Origin of the sequence: Paenibacillus nitricinens, assembly GCF_052056485.1 — a bacterium.
GTDB lineage: Bacteria > Bacillota > Bacilli > Paenibacillales > Paenibacillaceae > Paenibacillus_AQ > Paenibacillus_AQ nitricinens.
The window spans coordinates 2,892,600-2,910,842 of the sequence record NZ_CP183948.1 but is presented as its reverse complement, the minus strand read 5'-3'; the positions used below and the strand labels follow the sequence as shown (position 1 = coordinate 2,910,842).

Genomic DNA, 18,243 nt, shown 5'->3' with positions numbered 1-18,243 from the left:
GTACGAACAATCGTACCTAGTACGAAAAAAGTGCGTACTGTGCAGAATTTCTTTTATACCTAATAATAAAAAACAGAACTTAAAAGTCCATTTAACTATGAACGGAGTAGATAAAAATGTCCAGGAATTCATTAAAAAACCAGCGAATCGTCATTATCGGAGGAAGCTCCGGAATTGGGCTCGCGACTGCCAAACAAGCGGTTGAACAAGGCGCATATGTCATAATCGCCGGGCGTTCACAAGAAAAATTAGAAAAAGCCCAACAATTTCTAGGGTCCGAATCTAACGAAATTCATTCGCTTGATAATCAAAATGAAGAAGACTTAAAGTCATTTTTCGAAAAAACCGGCAACTTCGATCATTTGTTCACTCCCGGCGCCTCCTATGTTAGAGGACCAATTACTTCAAGCTTAGAGATTGCTCATAGCTGCTTTAATGCAAAGTTCTGGCCTCAGTATAATGCTGTGAAATACGCGATCCCCTATATAAACGCAACAGGCTCTATTGTTCTGATGTCTGGCGCATTCGGTCAACGACCACTTGCCGATGGTGCCTCCTATGCAGCTTGTAACGGCGCGATTGAGAGTCTGGGAAAAGCATTGGCTGTAGAATTGGCTCCTATTCGAGTAAATGTTATCTCCCCAGGCACCATTCATACCAACTTTAATTGGATAGGAGCAGAACAAGAAACTAGAGACAAGTCCTACGATGAATATACAAATATGAATATCCTTGGCAGGGTAGGGCATGCCGACGAAGCAGCACATACAGCCCTTTATTTGATGACTAATAACTATACTACGGGAAGCACCCTATTTCCTGATGGGGGTTATATTTTGCGATGAAAAATAAAAAAGCCCATATATTTTGGGGCTTTTTTTAATAAACTTAATCCTATGTAAGCGCCTGAATCGTTCCTCACTTGTTTCTTAATTAGGAATAGTATACTTTTTCTACTTTATATAATGTATGCTCGATAGTTGGGCAGAGATCGGCATCTACTTTATAAAATTTCACTCGAAAGTATAAACTTTTCAGAAAGTTCTTTATATTATTTTTTTGCCTAAAGGCAGGAAGAAACTCTGAACTTTTCTCCACATCACCAAAGCTTTGAATCCATTGCTCTACATCAGTCTGACTAACTATTTTTCTATTTAAAATACTAATTATGGGTCTTACCATTCTCTCATCTTCCCCATCGGAGTAAATTCGATCTGTTATGATCATCTTTTCATAAACCAAATGGAGAATCGTTTTGAGGTCATTGTTATCCAGTTCGGAGCTTTGAGCTAAATCATCTAAAGCATCTGCTGCATGGGCTATGGCATGAGCCCAGCCCTTTTCTTCATCATACCCGCGGTAATCTCGCTCTTCTTGTACATTGTAAAATACTTTCTCTTTTATCTGATGAATTTGCTCTCTTGAGAGAAATGGTGATTCTCTATGTCTCTCTAAGACGAGTGGTATGACTAGCATTGAGAAAGATCGAGTAAAGACAGCGTCTGTATTTGTTTCACCAAGCTTAAAATGCAAATGGTTATGATCCAAAATAACTGGAAGAAGTTGTTCTAGTTCATTTGCAGTTAGAGAATTACCAGGAATCCAATGTGATAAGATTGTATAAATCAGGTCATCACGCAGCTCGGCATCCACAGAACCGATGTTATGTATCATTTCTTGTATCAACTGGTTGGTATCGGGAGGTGCTTGGTAGCCATTTTCTTTTATTACTATCAACTTTTCTTTTAAATTCATTTTACACACTCCTACTAGAAATTTCCGTATACAGCGCAATAGCGCGACAATTAACAGAGATATTAGTTTATAAAATGTCACACTATCCTTTCGGGTTGTTGGTATTTATCATGGTACTATATATAGTATTATGGGCAAACTTTTATTGTTAAGCGACACCCTTTTCACATTTTAGAATAGCCTATTCAATAACCAACCAAAGGTGGTACGAAAATGAACCAGAAACTAGGTACAACAGATTCTAAGCATCGTGTTATCCCCTTTAAAGGCGTCCTCAATTTCCGAGATATGGGCGGATACACCACCTCAGATGGCCGTAGAGTCAAATACGGTTTGTTTTTTCGATCAGCCGAATTAACAGGAATGACCGATCAAGATATAAAACTCTTAAAATCACTGGGGATAAAGACCATATTTGATTATCGGGGAATAGAAGAAATCCGTTTAAAACCAGATCCAGTCATTCCAGGAGTTAATAACATTTGTGTACCTGCACTAAAGCAAGAGGTGCCTGGAGACATGAGAGATGTGGTTCGTTCTGGATTCCTTGAACTTTTTACGACAGACTTTTTGGTTAATATGTATTTGGATATGGCCTTTAATAACCCTTCCTTCAAACGACTTATGGCAACTATTATGCTTCCAGATGAATTCAGTATCCTGCATCATTGTGCCGGTGGAAGAGATCGCACTGGCGTAGGATCAGCATTCATCTTCCTGGCACTTGGGGTTCCAAGAGAGACGATTATAGAAGACTACTTGCTCTCCAATCAGACACTTGGTCCTTTGAATGAGCAAATAAAAAAGCAAGCCTCACAGCATTTGTCACCTAAGGAAGTCGATACTGTTATGGCTGCGCTTATACTGCGCAGAGAATTCATGGAAGCCATTTTCTCTGCCATCGACGCGCGTTATAAAAGTGTAGAGATTTTCCTCGAACAGGAATTCGGCATGACTGCTGATAAGCGCAAGCAGCTACAAGCCTACTGTTTAGAAGCTTAATAACTTATTGAGCCATGGACTAATCCATTAAGATAGCGATTAAAGTAGAAGAAGCGTAGCTCTTTAAGAGCTACGCTTCTTTCCATTTAATACTGACGTTCTTCCTCGTAGGATACAAACAACATTCTACGCTGTACATCCATCAACGATTTAATCACCCAAGTTGCGATCACAGAAACGACGAGTCCCGCTACAACATAGGAAATGTATTGCTGAGATAATGTCCAGTCGATATTAAATAAGGCAAACACACTATTCTCCAAAATATTCAAATCCATCGTTTGCAAGAAAATCTGATGTAACACAGGTAGTGTGATCAGACCGAGCGCAGCCGCTACCACAGTTATCGTTAATGAGAAGAAGATAATGCTGGATACGAATCGTCCCATAATCAGCATAATGTTACGTGCAAACTTTGAACCATCAAAGCCTAACTTCATGCGTTGCAGGAAGCCCGCTCCCTCTTGCTTCATATCCGTTCTACGCTCTTCATTCGGTCTTGGAATATCCAGCAGTGATCTTACTAGCTCCTGCTCAAATTTCACAATGTAGTCTAACCCTTTAGCTACTGCGAAAAATAAGGGAATACCGATAAAAATTGGTGTTAACGCAATGGATAACGCTAACCCTGTCACCATAAACACGAAATATACTATCGTAATCGGCAAAGAGATTATAAAATACAACATACTTCGATAGGTCTTGGGACTTGATCGACGTTTGCCTGGTTTAGATTGTGATTTCGATTCTACGGGAATCTGCATGGAATCTACCGCTCCGATCGGCATTGTATACAACTTATCATTCATTTCTTATGTCCTTCCTCTCACGTTATCAATTAATCTCATTATACGTGAGAATAAGAAGGCTCAAAACAGTCTTAGGACCGGAGTCTTACCAGACTAAAGGCTAGGATGGCTTTAGACCGGTAACAGCTACAAGCCCAGCTTATTTCCCTTCTCGAGCCGCACGATCTGCTGTTCTCCGCTATCTGCCAGCTCTCTGAACTGGTTAATGGTTTCACGCATTTTAGGAAGAGCTTCCTGCTTATACGTACTTATCGAATCTAAAGCAGATAGCACATCTGTAAATGCCTGTTTTAAAGTATCTACAGAAATACTTGATTCTAGGGATTGTTTATGGATTGCCGCCCCCTGATCTTTCAACATTTTTGAGGTGCCGCTTATTAGCGTGTTGGTCGTTTGGTTTAAGAGTTCAATTTTTTTCAAAACAATTCGTTGATTATAGAGTGCACTGGCCACCGTAACGGAGATTTTCAGGGCAGAAACCGTAACATTTCTGGCTCTGTCTACTCCTCTGATTAGCTCTTTATTATTTCGTATGACTACTTCAATCGCCATAATTCCTTGCTGATTCACTACCAGCATCTGTTGGAGATCCATCACACGCTGCCGTAGAGGAAACAAAACCTCCTCTGTTATGAACTTTACTCTTTCTTCGTCCTCATTGCGTAGCTTAGCTGCTTCTAGTTGAGCCTCAATCTCCTGATCCATCAGCATACCGAGCTGAATTTCCTTCTGTAATTTTTTAGTGAGCTCTCTAAGTGATTGCTGCTCGAACTCTAACGTTGTGTTATCGTTTTTCAATACGGTCTTACCTTTATCTAAAGAAAGGATAATATCTGAGATTACAGCGTCTGCCTTTTGATACTTCGCGAAATAACTCCGTAATGGATTAAAGAACTTGCCTAGAAGACCACTTTTAGCAAAATCCACAGCGCTTGGGTCTAGATCTTTCAACTGGAGATTGAGCTCTGTTAAACCCTTAGCAACTTGCCCACCTTCATCCCCTGTTTTCGATAAATTCCCGACAGAAACTTGTAAAAGAGAGTTCTTGTCTGAAGATGATCTCATGGTGCTCATTCCGAAGCTGTCTATGGATTGCAGTACTTCTTTTCGTTTATCCAATGACTCTAAATCCAGCTCCAAAATCGTTGAGACATTGGTTATGGCCATTTCTTTCAGTTGCGTTACTTCCTCTGGCTCAGGTTTAACCTGAGCTTCAATCGCGGATTTCAATTTCTCTGGACTTACCACTTCCATCGTGAAAGACATAGAACCCCTCCTAACAAATTTAACTTACATTTGGACATTAAGTAGATTACCGATTTTATAGACTACGTCATCTGTATCCGCATTGATGTTAGCTGCTTCATTAATACTTGAAATGCTCTCCAGTGCTTTAATATTTGCGTTGTAGCCAATGGTGTAAATCGGAATTTTGTAGGTTTCAATTAAGCCCCTGATATCATTCAGTGAATGACCTTCATTCGTCTCTCCATCACTTAATACAAAGATTAATGGTTTGATTTCCGGGTTTATCTTCATTTCGTCTTGAAGCATTTTGAGCGCCACCACAATTCCATCAAAAGTCGCTGTTCCCCCATTCGCCTGAAGACCATCTATCGCCCCAACAAACATCGACTGCTGATTCGTGTCATATTTGCCAATTGGAAGATTTATCGTAACGTTATCGGAGTAGGAAACAAAACCAATACTATTATCTTTGCCTAAGTATTTCTGTCCATTTAATAATGATTGCTTTAAACGATTTAAAGGCTCCCCGTTCATGCTACCTGAAACATCGGCTACAAATACTGCTGCAATGGGCTTATTACCGTTTTTCTTCTCTTTCCACAGCTTTTGCGCCGAGGATAATAGATTTCCATCCACTGGATTAACTTCCGAATGATAGTCATTCAGTCCGTTAAAGCCTTTTTCCTCACCTAAACGCTGGTATTTATCCTTTTCAACAAACTCCGCGAATTTTTCAATAATGTCCAGCTTCTCTTGTGGTAGATCACCTAATGCGTAAAGGGGGCTGTCATGTCTTACACCAAAAGGAGTAAATACATAGCTCCCCTTCAGTTCAGGAGCATTTGCGAAAATTTGGTACTCTAAGACAAATGCATCCAGCTTTCCAGTTTTAGCCGCTTCGCGCATTTGTAAAGTCGTCGACGCGAGAAATGGGACATTGGCTTGGAATTTCTCAAAGCCCTGAACCGCTTGTTCTCCAAGCAAATTAGAACTGTCAAACGTCCCAAGTGCAGTCACAAGAAAGTTCAGACCTGTTGAGCTGGCAAAAGGATCCGTATAGCCCATAGATAATTCATTATTCGCTATTGCATCTGTGATCGTCTTGACGTTCAAAGAACCGTATTTCTCGACTAACTCATCATATTTCGTTTTGTTCGTAACAATACCAGCAACATTGCCAATCAGACGATTGGTTATAAGCTGCGTTTTGATGCCGTTTGCTTTCACCATCTCACCCCATAACTCATTGGATGGTGTAAACGCATCTGGTATATATTTACCAGACCTTATGTAATCCGTCGCTGTTCCTGAAGCAATATTGCGAATTTTTACTGAAACAGGTAATCCGTTCACTTCTATATTCGAACTATTAAAATCTGTCGCCACTTCATTAAGCCATCCATCATTACCCGTTCCTGATTTCTCTGTGGATGAAAAGATTTCGACAAAGCTATCCGTTGTATTGGTTACTGATATAGGAAATTTAGAAATATCCGGCAAGGAATCACCAATCGCTACAGGATCAAGGTCGATTTGTCCTTTGACCTGCTCTGCGGTGTTTACATTAATTTTTTTATAAAGTTTATCCAGTTGTTTACCTGCATCTTCCGTTGAGACCTCACTAGTGGATTTGCCTAAATTAGATGTTAAGGTGATCCCAAAATATACAAGTGCAAAAACGACTACAGTTATAATTCCGAGTACAAGAAATGTTCTCCCTTTCCTAGCCATTCGCATCGCCCTTTCATTGCTTATAGAATTTCGTCTGTTTGATCAATTCATCGATCTCCTTCATACAAGGCATTTCTTCAACATCTTTATAATTCGTGCTGTCTAGTAACGATATTTCAAGTAGCAATTGATCTAACTTCAGCAAAATTTCTTCGTTTGCTCCGAGATACCCCGTTACATAAGCCAAATACTCATGGTAAAGAGCTGTTTTTTTCTGCACCAGTTTTTCTGAGAACTGCGCAGTTCTCTGCTGGCTGGCAAAAAGAGTGAATTCTGAAGCGTCAAAAACACTCAACTTATTAAGAATCCCTCGGATATTCAAATAGAAGAGCTTCTCTACTTCACAACTAACTGCCATAAACTTCTTAAAGCTTAACTCCGACTGCTCAAATCTCTGACCAAGGACAACCATTAACGTGTTTTTCTTCTTTTCCATCCGAATGACCTGATCCAAAGCCAGCGTAATGTCCTTCTTCAGCACCTTTACATTTCTGTATTGCGATAGCGCTACTATATAATCCTCATGCGTCTTTATCTCTTTTACAGGTGGAGCCACCGAAGGTTTAAACAGCAAATTATAACTTCCATAGAGGACAACGAGAAGACTGATCACTACTAATGTCACGCCAAAGGAGGTCTCTAGAACACTTACTCCCCCAATTTCGAGCCCTAATAGCCCTGGTGACAAAACAATAATATTCAGTAACACCACGCCAACTATAAGTCCTAATAGCTTTACGGATCTTGCACCGTTCAACATAAACACCTCCCTAACCGATCCGGTAACTTTTTCCATCATTTGCTTTATTTTATCAGAAACTAACTCACCATACTCCTTTTATTTACAAAAAAACTAATTTTCCGCAGATGATCTATGCCCCTCGTTGATTCACTTCTATATATATGGAAATATTTCTGTGTTTACATCCCTAATCACAAAAAAACCTTAACAGGCCCAAAGCCCATTAAGGTTAAAATCTCATTTTCATACCCAAGCGTCATTCGAATATCCTCGTTGCTCCCAATATCCTGTATGCTCTCCCTCGATCAGTTCAATCCGGTTCAACCACTTCACTGACTTGTAAGCGAACATTTTGGGAACAATTAGCCGAACCGGTCCACCGAGATCGCTTGGAATCGGTTTCCCGTCATGCATAACCGCGACCATAACATCGTCCATATCCGCTTGTTCCAATGTAAGAGTATCAGTATATACCCCATCCCCTGAGTAGAACTTCACTGTCTTTGCAGTAGACTTCACACCAGCCCGTTGCAGAAGATCCTTCAACTTGATGCCCTCCCAGGTATTCTTATAGACGGACCAACCTGTCACGCAGTGAAAATCACTCACTTGAACCGTCCGATGCAACTGAACGAATTGCTCCCAATTCCATGAAAAGCTCTGATCAACAAGACCATCCAACTTAAAGGACCAATTATCGTTCGTGAACTCAGGAATAGGGGTTACAGTATAAACACGGAATTGACCCTGCGATCCACCTCCAAGAGGCGGTGAAGATGCTGCCAGTGGCTGCGGTGCTGGCAACAGCTGATTGCGATCATTCTCGATTAATTTATCGATCGTTTCGCTACCACCTATGTTACCAATCGAGCTGCCTAACCATTTTACAAATGAGGGTCCGATTGTAAGGGCAAGCCCTACACCGATCGTCCCTCGAATGAAAGCTCTACGTGTATAGACTGGCTGCGGAGTATTCTGAGATGTTGTAATGACATTCCCCTCGCTCTTGATGGTCCGACGATTCGGCTCCTTCAGCCACTTCACACGAGTCAATGAGTGATAGATAATGTAAGGCAGTCCAATCCATGTCAGGACATCATGAACGACCAATGCAAGATTAGATACTTGCGGTCCTACCGCACGAAATTGCCACAACAATACGCCAGAAACGAACCACCCAAGCAACAGAAAAAGCACAACAAGTACATTAAACCGCTGCCAAGGTTTTTCCTTTAGCTGTTTCCAATGTTTACTGGCCAGCAGAAGATAATAGATCACTGGAAGGATAGATGCGATTCCTACCACAATATGCAAGCCTTTAATCCATACCCTGCCTTCACCAAGGAAACCTCGCCAGAAACCGCCTACTAGCACAAGCCCAGTCAAGGCCAATATCACGACGATCCAGCCGTTCCAGGTGTGAAGTGAACGCAGCTTTTTCCCGTATCCCTTGCGTAGCCGACCAAGTATATCACTCATAGCTTAGCCTCCTCCTCATGTGTATGATCCCGAATCCGAATTAATTTAGTCCAATAAGGTTAGAAAGGACTTTGATGCAGCAGAGAGAGGAACCCCTCGAAGCGTCGCTATCCCGATGTTACGCTCCGGAAATGGCGGATCTAAAGGAATTTCTACAAGCTCCCCACTTTTTAATTCTTCCTTTACATAATCACGAATAACAAAAGCTAAACCAAAGCCACGCAAAGCGAACTGAACAAGAAGATCTACACTGCCAAGTTCAAACTCTGGTGTTATCGTCACATGATTGGAGGCAAGAAACCCATCTATGTACTTTCTTGTGCTGCCTCCTGGCTCTAGAAATAATAATGGGTACTGCTTGATGTTTGAAAGCGGCATTGTATTATCCGCTAAATGACGGAAGCCCTTGCCTCCTACAAGACAATCTTGGAGCCGTGTACTCTTACGAAATTCAATCTGTTTGTCTGATGCCGGTAAGCTAACGATACCGAAATCAATTTTACCTTCTTTTAAAAGCGTGAGCGTTTCCGGTGTTGTTCGATTCGTAATATGAATACGTACGCTAGGATATTGTTCATGATATTGCTCGAGATAAGATAACAAGTAATATTTGCAGAGGGTATCACTTGCACCGATATGAATCTCCCCGCTATTTAAATTGTTCATTTCAGCTATCGCCCGCTCACCCATCTCCACATTCTGAAAGGCTTGCTCAATGAATCGCAGCAGTACTTTTCCTTCTGTTGTTAGATCCACCCCTCTAGAGGTACGAAAAAATAAGGGTCCGCCCATCTTTTCTTCCAATTGCTTAATCGTGTGACTCACCGCTGGTTGTGTGATATTCAGCCGTTCTGCTGCCGCAGTTAAGCTGCCTGTTTGTGCTACCCAATAAAAAGAGCGATACCATTCCAAGTTAATGTCCATTCCCAAGTCATTACCTCACCTTATAATAGATATTACATATATCAATTTTTCTAATGTTATATCTAGCATTATACTTAGACCTGTAGCCAATCACAAGCTTGGGAGGTAATTACGTGACCGTAATCGCAATTGTAGGAGCTAACTGGGGAGATGAAGGCAAAGGGAAGATGACGGATGTATTAGCCGCTCAATCCTCCTATGTAGTTCGTTTTCAGGGTGGAAGTAATGCTGGTCATACCATCATTAACCAGTATGGAAAATTTTCGCTTCATATGCTGCCTTCTGGTGTATTTTACCCTTCAGTTACAAACATTATTGGACCAGGAACAGCACTTGATACAGAAGTATTAGTAAAGGAATTGCAGGCATTAGCAGATAGAGGGGTTCCAAAACCGAAGTTGTACGTATCTGAGCGTGCTCAAATCGTACTCTCGATCCATCGTTGTTTTGATGAGCTGGAAGAGGAACGACTTGGATCACAAGGGTTCGGTTCAACCAAGCGAGGGATAGCGCCATTCTACGCGGATAAATATGCCAAGCTCGGCATACAGGTTGCGGATTTATTTGATCCTATCCAACTTGAGAAACGTCTCGAACAATTACTTGCTTCAAAAAACATATTGCTCGAACATTTGTATAAGAAAGCCCCTTTCCAAGTTTCGGAATTAATGGCTCAGTTGCAAAAGGAAGCTGCGCAATTGACACCATACGTTGCCAATACAACAGAAATACTGCAAGAAGCTTATGCAAAAGATGAGACGATTCTGCTTGAAGGGCAGTTAGGCGCTCTGCGTGATCCTGATCACGGGATTTATCCTTACTCTACCTCATCATCGACACTTGCCGGATATGCACCTGTCGGCGCGGGTCTACCTGCGGCTGCCATCACGAATGTTATCGCTGTAACGAAGGCATATTCCAGTTGTGTTGGTGCCGGACCTTTTGTATCTGAATTAGAAGGCCCTGTAGCGGATGAACTTCGCACAAGAGGTGGCGATGCTGGGGAATTCGGAGCAACTACGGGTCGTCCTAGACGTATGGGTTGGTTTGATGCTGTAGCTACACGTTATGGATGCCTGATGCAAGGTGCAACGGAGGTTGTGTTGACCAATCTGGATGTTCTTGGTTATTTGAATGAGATTCCGGTTTGCGTTGCCTATGAACTTGAAAATGGGGATATCACTGACAAGTTTCCAGCAACAAATAAGCTAAACACAGCAAAACCGATAATAACGCATTTATCTGGCTGGAACTGCGATATTTCCCATATCACGAACTTCGACGAGCTGCCAGAGCAAGCTAAAAGTTACGTGGACTTTATTGAAACGTCTATTGGAATACGTATTTCTACTGTTTCTGTGGGACCTAGACGTGATCAGGTCATTCATCGTACGCTGAAATAATTTCATACCCAGCATAGTGTGAAATGTATACTTTCTTATATTTCAAAATAAGGATGCCTAGTTGTACCTACATGCAATATGCATATAGCTGCAACTAGGCATCCTTGCGTTACTTTTTTACACCAATACTGCATCCACTTTCGTCTGTGGTGCCTTGTCACAACGCTTACAGACCTTAACGACTGACCCGTCCGTTTTTCTTTTTGGATAAAGCAGTTTGATCCGTGTGCTCTGACAGACCGGACAAGTCCCCCTCCCCCTGGATGGTAAACTCCATAGTGCATGTCCACGTTTTGACTTTGCCATGAATGAACCCCTCATTTCGGTCAACAATAGTCAACACTTCATTCTGAAAGTGCTTCTTTCAAAAGATATGCTGCAAGGACAGGTTGTATGATTAAAGACGTTCAAAAGTTCCTGTTGAATATAAAAAAGACGCCTTCGAGAATGAAGACGTCCTATTGTTTAGAATCGGATAGATATAGATAACTTAGTTCGTGTAAATCATGGAGACAACACCATTCGTAAAGGTAACATAGTTATAATTTCCATACCGCCAAGTCTCTACAGTAATTCCACTTCCGGATAGACTTGATTTGTCGATAGGGGTTCCCCAGCTTAGTTCTACTTGCTGCTTGGTCATTCCTGTCGAAATTTTACCTGCCTTAATTTTAGCCCATGTTGCATTTGACCATTTATAGATTTTGGTAGGATCAGACGTAAAGAAATACTCTTTGTTTGCTAGAACGCGAGTGACCTGATCATATTCCATATCATAAGTCTCCACAACTTTACCTGATGCCAATTTAAAAGAAATCGCAAACTCATTATCGTCGTTCACTAGAATATCAACAATCGTTGCTTTTTGGAATTTATAGTCGGAGTCAAACTGGTTGAACCAATAAGTCTTTCCGATTAGCTTAGCGAGATCCCCTTGAGATTCTCTTTTAGCTATTTTTAACGTATTTTTCGTATACGCAAATAACTCCGCTTTACCGAAATTGATGTTCAAAGACTCATAATGAGCACCAAAGTCCAACACTGCTCCCAATGAAGTTTTTAAGAGGGTTGCAGGGAATACAGCTCCTCCATCCACGGTTTGCACTTTACCAGACATCTTCACCTTATTCCCATTCACCATAGCAATATCACTGCCTAGCTGAAGCTGGATAGGCAAATCTCCCAGACGAATGCTAAAGGTCTTAGTGGCTGTGTTAGTCTGAATAGTTGCACCCAAGCTCTTAAATGTGGATTGTACAGGCAAATACATCGTGCCACTGATTAATACACCTGTTTCGATGTCCTTATCAGCACTGATAGATACCTTTAACGTTTTGGAATTAGTTCCTGAACGTACGGTTACATTTGTTTCACCAACGGCTATTGCTTTCATTGAGCCATCTGGCAGCTTTTGCAATAAGTAAGGCTTCTCGATCACCATATCTGCTTGAGACAAAGGAACACGATCGGATGAGCCATCTGGCCCTTTTGCAAAAATCTGCACAGGTACCTTGTCACCAACAGTCATCTCCGTATAATCCATTTGAAAAATCAAATCATCCGTGCTAGAAATTGACTGTTCGTTCACTACATTTGTGCTATTTGCATCTGCTGCCTTCGCTGTATGAATTGGACCATACATAGATACTGCTAGTACTGCTGCAATACTCCATTTAATAGCTTTCATTTCCCAAAATCCTCCTCTAGTAAATAAACCATTATTACTTTATCACAATTCCACTATTTTAGTAGATAAAAATGGAAGATTAGTGATCTTATATTTTTATAATGTGTAAATATTATGAAAAATAAAGGGAATCAGATGAATCTACAAGAAATTACAGAGCAAGCATTACAGAGTCTACCATTTATAAACTTAAATTAGGAGTGATCATCTGAGATAACTATTAACAATCATTGTATATGAGACACAAATCAAAGACTTAGACTAGGAGTGTTATCTTCGTGGAATTAATAACTGACAGATTAATATTAAGAGGGTATACAAGCAGTGATTCTTCTTTTTATGAAGAACTAGAACAAAATCCCCTATCCTACAAGTATGAGAACACTGCACCTGATGCCCAACAAATTAAAAATGACTTCCTTTCGATCTTGTCTCAAGCAACAAATGATCCACGGCAATATTATGATCTTGCAATATGTAGAAAGCCGGATATGAAGCCCATCGGTAATATCAGTATCAAGTTAAACTGGGAAGAAATCAGAGAATGGGAAATGGGTTGGGTCCTACTCCCGGACTATTGGAAAATGGGATATGCAACTGAAGCGGTAAAGACGCTGATTGGATACGCTTTTAAATCTCTTAATGTACATAGAGTAGTTGCTTATGCCAATGCAGAGAATATTCAGTCAGAGAAAGTAATGATTAGAGCAGGGATGATTAAGGACGGGGTACTTAGAGAAACTAGATTCTGTAATCAACAATGGTGCAACGAGATTATTTATTCCGCTTTGGAACAAGAGTGGACCTAATATTTAAAGGGAGCTGTCTCATAAGTAGTGAACGCTACTTATGAGACAGCTTTTTTCATATGATAATCCAAGCAACAGGCTCTCACTTGATGTATTAACACTAATTAGGGAAAAACTCCCTATTAATAATCGGTATTCACTAATAATGAATGAAATTAGGGAATTCCTCCCTATAAATTAGGCTAATCCCTTTGATTTTCATCAAATCAGAGGAATTTAAGGGAATTTTTCCCTGATTATCAGTCTACTGACCAATAACCTCTTAATTTTAGGGAGAAATTCCCTAATTGTTCTATTGGGGCTTCACTTGGATCATCATTTGGAACGTCATTTACAGGATAACAAGAAGAGAGCCACTCCCAAGTAGTAAAAAAACTACTTTTGGAACGGCCTCTTTTCTCTTTACACTATCAACTCACGTACAACTTCAACCTCATTCCTGCTTACTTCAACGAATCCAAGGGATGTATATAAGTTCGAAGCACGTTCGTTTTCTATTCGATGCCCAATAACGATTTTGTCGCAGTGATGTTCCGCTTTTATAGTTCGAATCAAGGCATCCATTCCGGTTCTACCGAATCCTCTATTCTGATATTTCTGATATTTCTGATCAATCATAAAAGCCATAATCCAATTACTTCCATCCTCTGGATCTACGGAATATACTGAGAAGCCTACCAATTCTTCATCTGCGTATAAAGCCAGCGGAGTCATTCCGCAATAAGCCGATTCTGCTAACCAATAGACTACCGGTACAGGAAAAACTGTTTTTTGCTCATTGGACACCTCTAATTGCGTGCAGGCATACCAGTTATTCTCAGTAATTGTCTTCAGCGCAATATGTGGATGAAAGCCATCCCGAATACGATCACAGATTCCTTCTAATTTCGATTTAAGCTGTAGTGCCCATTCTGGACTAATAGAAACGTCCAAATTCTCTAAACTCCGAAGCAACCTAGCGAATCCATATAAATCAGAGAATCTTTGGAATTCTGGCAATAGCTTGATATATTCATCATCCAGACGCTTTACAGATCTATAGCCATTAATAAAATGATCGATGTTCTTCTTGCTCTCCTCATCATTCTGCTTGGATAGATCTCTCAACGCTGATGTGATATCCATCGCAAACCAGTGATACATAGAGTCATCAAAGTCGATCGCACTATATCGAGATTTCTCTTTCATATAAAAGATATTGTCGGTCTCAAAATCAAAATGGATCAGCCCCGTATGTCCAACGCCAAAAGAGAGCTCACTTAGCCACGCCTCAATTCGTTCATATTCCTTAAGCGCTTTATGCTCCTCGGGGTGTCTTCTTAATACGGATAAAATAAATTGAAGAGAATCGACCCAGCTTTTACGCGCGGGTGTGCTCGGAGCATAAGTTTCGGAGAAATTATGCAGTCGCGCGAGCGTTTGACCCCAATGTTGGAACTGCAGCTCCGACATCTTTTCAAGTGGAACGTACTCCCCCTGGGCTTGTTCAAAAACAACCCCGTGATATTTGCCATTACCAGTTGAAAGGGTCTCAATCCACTTCCCTTGCTTGGAGCGTGCTGGTGCTACAGTCTCATAGCCCTGTTCCAATAAGTACATCATAAAATCTAGTTCAGCCTGAATATTCTCTGCGCTATTATCCTCTTCGTGAGTAAACCTTAAATAATAGTGCTTACTATTCCATTGAAACGTATAAATAAAATTGCTGCTTGCTCTCACAAGCTTCAAAGTTCCAGGCTCATGATTCCAATACTTGATCATCTCTTTGGCAGGTAGATCGTTCTCAGTTCCCCGTACCATATTCATTAATGTCATCATTTCCGATAGTGCCTCCCGTAGTCATTGAGAGGTGTTCTTCCCTTACGAATACTGACCTCTCTCGGACTTCATTGTGGTGTTGTTCGTACTCAAACATCATCACTCCCTTTAAACGGATTAGAGACCTCAGAAAGATTTGACCTTTCTTCTCATCCCTTTAACATTATCGGTAAATTATTCTATTTAATCAAGAGATTTAGATAAAGCCTTTATTATAAGAAGAAAGGGATGGAACCCCGTACTCCCAGACCTGTAATGCCGCACCGATCATTCCACAGGAATTCCCACGATAGGCTGCTTCAATTCGAACCTTATCCAGCATCGCGGGCATCGTTCTCCTGCCCACTTCTCTTCTTATTCCTTCGAATAATAACTCACCAGCTTCAGCCACTCCACCACCAATAACAATGACCTTCGGGTTAAATATATGAATAAATGAAGCGATAGCTGAACCAAGCGCAGCGGTTGTATCTTCCATTACTTCTGTTGCTAGATGCTCTCCTGATCTCCATCTCGTGATCACTTCCCGTGAATCTAAGTTATAAAGTGGCAAGCTGTGTGTAGTTAGTTTTTCCTGCATGCGACGAGCAATGCTTGTTCCTGAGGCATAATGTTCTAAGCAGCCTCTCCCACCACAAACGCAAGCCGGGCCGTTGAAATCTACAGACATATGCCCTAACTCTCCAGCCCCGCCCCAAGAACCATGAACAAGGCGACCTTCTACAATAATTGCTCCGCCTACACCCGTTCCAAGGGCAAGACAAATAAAATCTTCTACACCTATACAAGAACCTAAATATTTCTCTGTTAATGCCAGTACATTCACGTCATTATCTACGATTACCGGAAGCTGGAACTGATTCTGAAGCAACGCTTTCAAAGCTGTCCCAGCATAGCCAGGAATAAGCTCAGAGGCAGCGCGAATACTCCCCGACTCCCAATCGATTTGTCCTGCAGTTCCTACACCAATCCCTTTAAACTGAATGCCTGCGTGCATCGCATTAACTTCACTCATAAGCTTTTGAATAGCCTGAATAGCTCGGTCCACGGTCTTCGTAAACCCAGCCATTGTACTCAGACTTACAGTATGTACTACATCTCCCTGTGGTGTAACGAGTCCAGCATTAATTTTCGTTCCCCCGATATCCACACCGACCGCATATTCCATTAGAGGATCATAATCTTTTAACACGGACTCGCCTCCTTAAGTCTCAGCAATCGATCACGGCTTTGACATATCGTGAAGTGATTAACTGTGGCCTTGTAATCGCACTTCCTACAACTACATAAGATGCCCCAGCCCTCTTAGCACTCGCCGCATCTTCAGGTGTCCATATACGCCCTTCTGCAACTACCGGAATCTTCACGAACTCGCATAATTGCTGAAGCAAGACAAGATCTGGTCCTTCTTGTTGTGTACTGTATGGTGTGTAGCCCGAAAGTGTTGTACCAATAAAATCTACACCTAATTCTTCCGCTGCCAGTCCCTCCTCCAAGGTCGATATATCTGCCATTACATGCACACCCATTTGATGGGCATATGCGATTAGTGGCTGAACCGACAATAAGCGACCTTCCCGATTCGTAACATCTAATGCAACAATATCCGCTTTTGCGGACACGATTGCTTTCACCTCATCCAGAGTTGGCGTAATAAATATGGCTGATCCGGGAATATCCCGTTTAATAAGTCCAATGACCGGTACATTTACTTCTTCTTTAATAGCTAGAATATCTGGAACCCCATTCGTCCGAATTCCAATTGCCCCTGATTGAACCGCCGCCCTTGCCATTTTTGCCATTGTATCTCCACCATGAAGCGGCTCATGCTCAAGTGCCTGACATGAAACGATCAGACCTTTCATCGGAAAGATATCGCTCATTCGAGTCATCATTAACCCTATCCCTTCGCTTCAAGAATATACTCTAATATTCTATTGTTGAGAGCTTCCACCCGATCCTGATCCGAAGCCTTGATGGGTAGAAGTGGCATTCTCGGTAGGCCCGTTTCAAATCCACGCAAACTCAGAATTGCTTTACATGCACCATATAATGATGGAAAGGATAATAATTCTACAATGAGATCATTGATGATGAACTGCCATTTCTGTGCCTCAGCCATATCACCTTGCCCATAACATTGTTCAACTTTTAAAAATAGCTCAGGCATAACCCCATAGGTTCCACCAATCCCGCCATCAGCCCCGATACTGCGGCCAGCCAAGTACTGCTCATCCGGTCCATTCAATACTAAAAAATCCTTCCCGCCTGCGACTTTAAACTGCTGAAGCTCAAATGTGCTCTCCGCCGAAATTTTCACCCCGATCACTTTAACCTGAGCTGCCATCTTGATCAGCAAGCTTTTCGATAATTGAAAACCTGTAGTTTGCGGGATGTGATAGATCATAAATGGAAGCGAGGTGCTGTCAATAATCGCTTGCCAATGACTTTCAACACTATCCGGAGATAGGCGGTAATAGATCGCTGGAACAGCCGATACCGCATGTGCGCCAACTAATTCAGCATGTGCAGCTAGCTCAACACTGTCTCTTGTAGATGGAGCACCTACGTGAGCAATGATCGTAAGCTCATCTCCTACTTCTGCTATGACTGCCTCGAGCATTTGTTTGCGTTCCTCTACCGATTGCAGCATGCCTTCGCCTGAGCTTCCGCCAACATAAAGACCTTTCACACCTGTAGAAGCATAATGACGAGCTAATTTCCGCGCCCCTTCTTTATTGATATTCCCCTCGGCATCATAACTGGAGTACAAAGCGATAATAATGCCTTTAAAAGCTTCAAGATCATATAATTTCATAGATAATAGCCTCCGTCG

Annotated in this window: 17 protein-coding genes; 4 read left to right on the top strand and 13 right to left on the bottom strand. The window is 41.5% G+C overall.

The genetic code is table 11. The features are described 5' to 3' along the window. Nucleotides 1-116 precede the first annotated feature (116 nt). Nucleotides 117-845, top strand: coding sequence for an SDR family oxidoreductase (locus tag ACN6KS_RS12760; RefSeq protein ID WP_440962130.1), 729 nt, complete (start codon nucleotides 117-119; stop codon nucleotides 843-845). A gap of 88 nt (nucleotides 846-933) precedes the next feature. Here ACN6KS_RS12760 and ACN6KS_RS12755 read toward each other — a convergent pair whose 3' ends face one another. Beyond that, the gene (locus ACN6KS_RS12755) at nucleotides 934-1,755 is read right to left on the bottom strand and encodes a DUF2785 domain-containing protein (protein ID WP_094868649.1); all 822 of its coding nucleotides are present in this window, start codon (nucleotides 1,753-1,755) and stop codon (nucleotides 934-936) included. Between the two features lie 213 nt (nucleotides 1,756-1,968). Here ACN6KS_RS12755 and ACN6KS_RS12750 point away from each other — a divergent pair, with 213 nt between their 5' ends. Continuing rightward, nucleotides 1,969-2,757: a tyrosine-protein phosphatase gene (locus tag ACN6KS_RS12750; protein ID WP_440962129.1), complete on the top strand. Its 789-nt coding sequence runs from the start codon at nucleotides 1,969-1,971 to the stop codon at nucleotides 2,755-2,757. 86 nt (nucleotides 2,758-2,843) lie between these two features. Here ACN6KS_RS12750 and ACN6KS_RS12745 read toward each other — a convergent pair whose 3' ends face one another. The 6 genes from ACN6KS_RS12745 to ACN6KS_RS12720 all read right to left on the bottom strand — a co-directional run bounded on the left by ACN6KS_RS12745 (nucleotide 2,844) and on the right by ACN6KS_RS12720 (nucleotide 9,690). Next, complete coding sequence (locus ACN6KS_RS12745; protein ID WP_094868647.1) at nucleotides 2,844-3,566, bottom strand: sensor domain-containing protein; 723 nt, start codon at nucleotides 3,564-3,566, stop codon at nucleotides 2,844-2,846. 126 nt (nucleotides 3,567-3,692) lie between these two features. Beyond that, a complete protein-coding gene (locus tag ACN6KS_RS12740; RefSeq protein WP_440962128.1) occupies nucleotides 3,693-4,832 on the bottom strand; it encodes a toxic anion resistance protein in 1,140 nt (379 codons plus the stop codon). A gap of 24 nt (nucleotides 4,833-4,856) precedes the next feature. Then, nucleotides 4,857-6,545 carry a vWA domain-containing protein gene (locus ACN6KS_RS12735; protein ID WP_094868645.1) on the bottom strand — a complete coding sequence of 563 codons (1,689 nt, stop codon included), beginning with the start codon at nucleotides 6,543-6,545 and terminating at the stop codon, nucleotides 4,857-4,859. A 13-nt stretch (nucleotides 6,546-6,558) separates the two neighbouring features. Beyond that, nucleotides 6,559-7,305, bottom strand: a complete 747-nt coding sequence (locus ACN6KS_RS12730) for a hypothetical protein (protein WP_306440470.1) — start codon at nucleotides 7,303-7,305, stop codon at nucleotides 6,559-6,561. A gap of 225 nt (nucleotides 7,306-7,530) precedes the next feature. Next, nucleotides 7,531-8,766 carry a molybdopterin-dependent oxidoreductase gene (locus tag ACN6KS_RS12725; protein WP_440962127.1) on the bottom strand — a complete coding sequence of 412 codons (1,236 nt, stop codon included), beginning with the start codon at nucleotides 8,764-8,766 and terminating at the stop codon, nucleotides 7,531-7,533. Nucleotides 8,767-8,811: 45 nt separating this feature from the next. Beyond that, nucleotides 8,812-9,690 carry a LysR family transcriptional regulator gene (locus ACN6KS_RS12720; RefSeq protein WP_094868667.1) on the bottom strand — a complete coding sequence of 293 codons (879 nt, stop codon included), beginning with the start codon at nucleotides 9,688-9,690 and terminating at the stop codon, nucleotides 8,812-8,814. A 113-nt stretch (nucleotides 9,691-9,803) separates the two neighbouring features. Between ACN6KS_RS12720 and ACN6KS_RS12715 the strand changes: the two genes are divergently transcribed. Continuing rightward, complete coding sequence (locus ACN6KS_RS12715) at nucleotides 9,804-11,093, top strand: adenylosuccinate synthase (protein WP_094868643.1); 1,290 nt, start codon at nucleotides 9,804-9,806, stop codon at nucleotides 11,091-11,093. Between the two features lie 117 nt (nucleotides 11,094-11,210). On the opposite strand, the gene ACN6KS_RS12710 is transcribed toward ACN6KS_RS12715, so the two are convergent. Both ACN6KS_RS12710 and ACN6KS_RS12705 read right to left on the bottom strand, forming a co-directional pair. After that, nucleotides 11,211-11,399 (bottom strand): hypothetical protein, encoded by a 189-nt coding sequence (locus tag ACN6KS_RS12710; protein ID WP_076121390.1) that lies wholly within the window; start codon nucleotides 11,397-11,399, stop codon nucleotides 11,211-11,213. 184 nt (nucleotides 11,400-11,583) lie between these two features. Beyond that, nucleotides 11,584-12,780: a copper amine oxidase N-terminal domain-containing protein gene (locus ACN6KS_RS12705; protein WP_094868642.1), complete on the bottom strand. Its 1,197-nt coding sequence runs from the start codon at nucleotides 12,778-12,780 to the stop codon at nucleotides 11,584-11,586. Nucleotides 12,781-13,058: 278 nt separating this feature from the next. Between ACN6KS_RS12705 and ACN6KS_RS12700 the strand changes: the two genes are divergently transcribed. Next, nucleotides 13,059-13,589 carry a GNAT family N-acetyltransferase gene (locus ACN6KS_RS12700; protein ID WP_341134578.1) on the top strand — a complete coding sequence of 177 codons (531 nt, stop codon included), beginning with the start codon at nucleotides 13,059-13,061 and terminating at the stop codon, nucleotides 13,587-13,589. 402 nt (nucleotides 13,590-13,991) lie between these two features. On the opposite strand, the gene ACN6KS_RS12695 is transcribed toward ACN6KS_RS12700, so the two are convergent. The 4 genes from ACN6KS_RS12695 to ACN6KS_RS12680 form a co-directional block, all read right to left on the bottom strand. After that, on the bottom strand, nucleotides 13,992-15,407 hold the full coding sequence (locus ACN6KS_RS12695; protein ID WP_440962126.1) for a GNAT family N-acetyltransferase: 1,416 nt from the start codon (nucleotides 15,405-15,407) through the stop codon (nucleotides 13,992-13,994). Between the two features lie 196 nt (nucleotides 15,408-15,603). Continuing rightward, nucleotides 15,604-16,599, bottom strand: coding sequence for an ROK family protein (locus ACN6KS_RS12690; RefSeq protein WP_341134576.1), 996 nt, complete (start codon nucleotides 16,597-16,599; stop codon nucleotides 15,604-15,606). A gap of 19 nt (nucleotides 16,600-16,618) precedes the next feature. After that, complete coding sequence (locus ACN6KS_RS12685; protein WP_440962125.1) at nucleotides 16,619-17,302, bottom strand: N-acetylmannosamine-6-phosphate 2-epimerase; 684 nt, start codon at nucleotides 17,300-17,302, stop codon at nucleotides 16,619-16,621. 5 nt (nucleotides 17,303-17,307) lie between these two features. Beyond that, nucleotides 17,308-18,225, bottom strand: a complete 918-nt coding sequence (locus ACN6KS_RS12680) for a dihydrodipicolinate synthase family protein (RefSeq protein ID WP_440962124.1) — start codon at nucleotides 18,223-18,225, stop codon at nucleotides 17,308-17,310. Nucleotides 18,226-18,243: the final 18 nt, after the last annotated feature.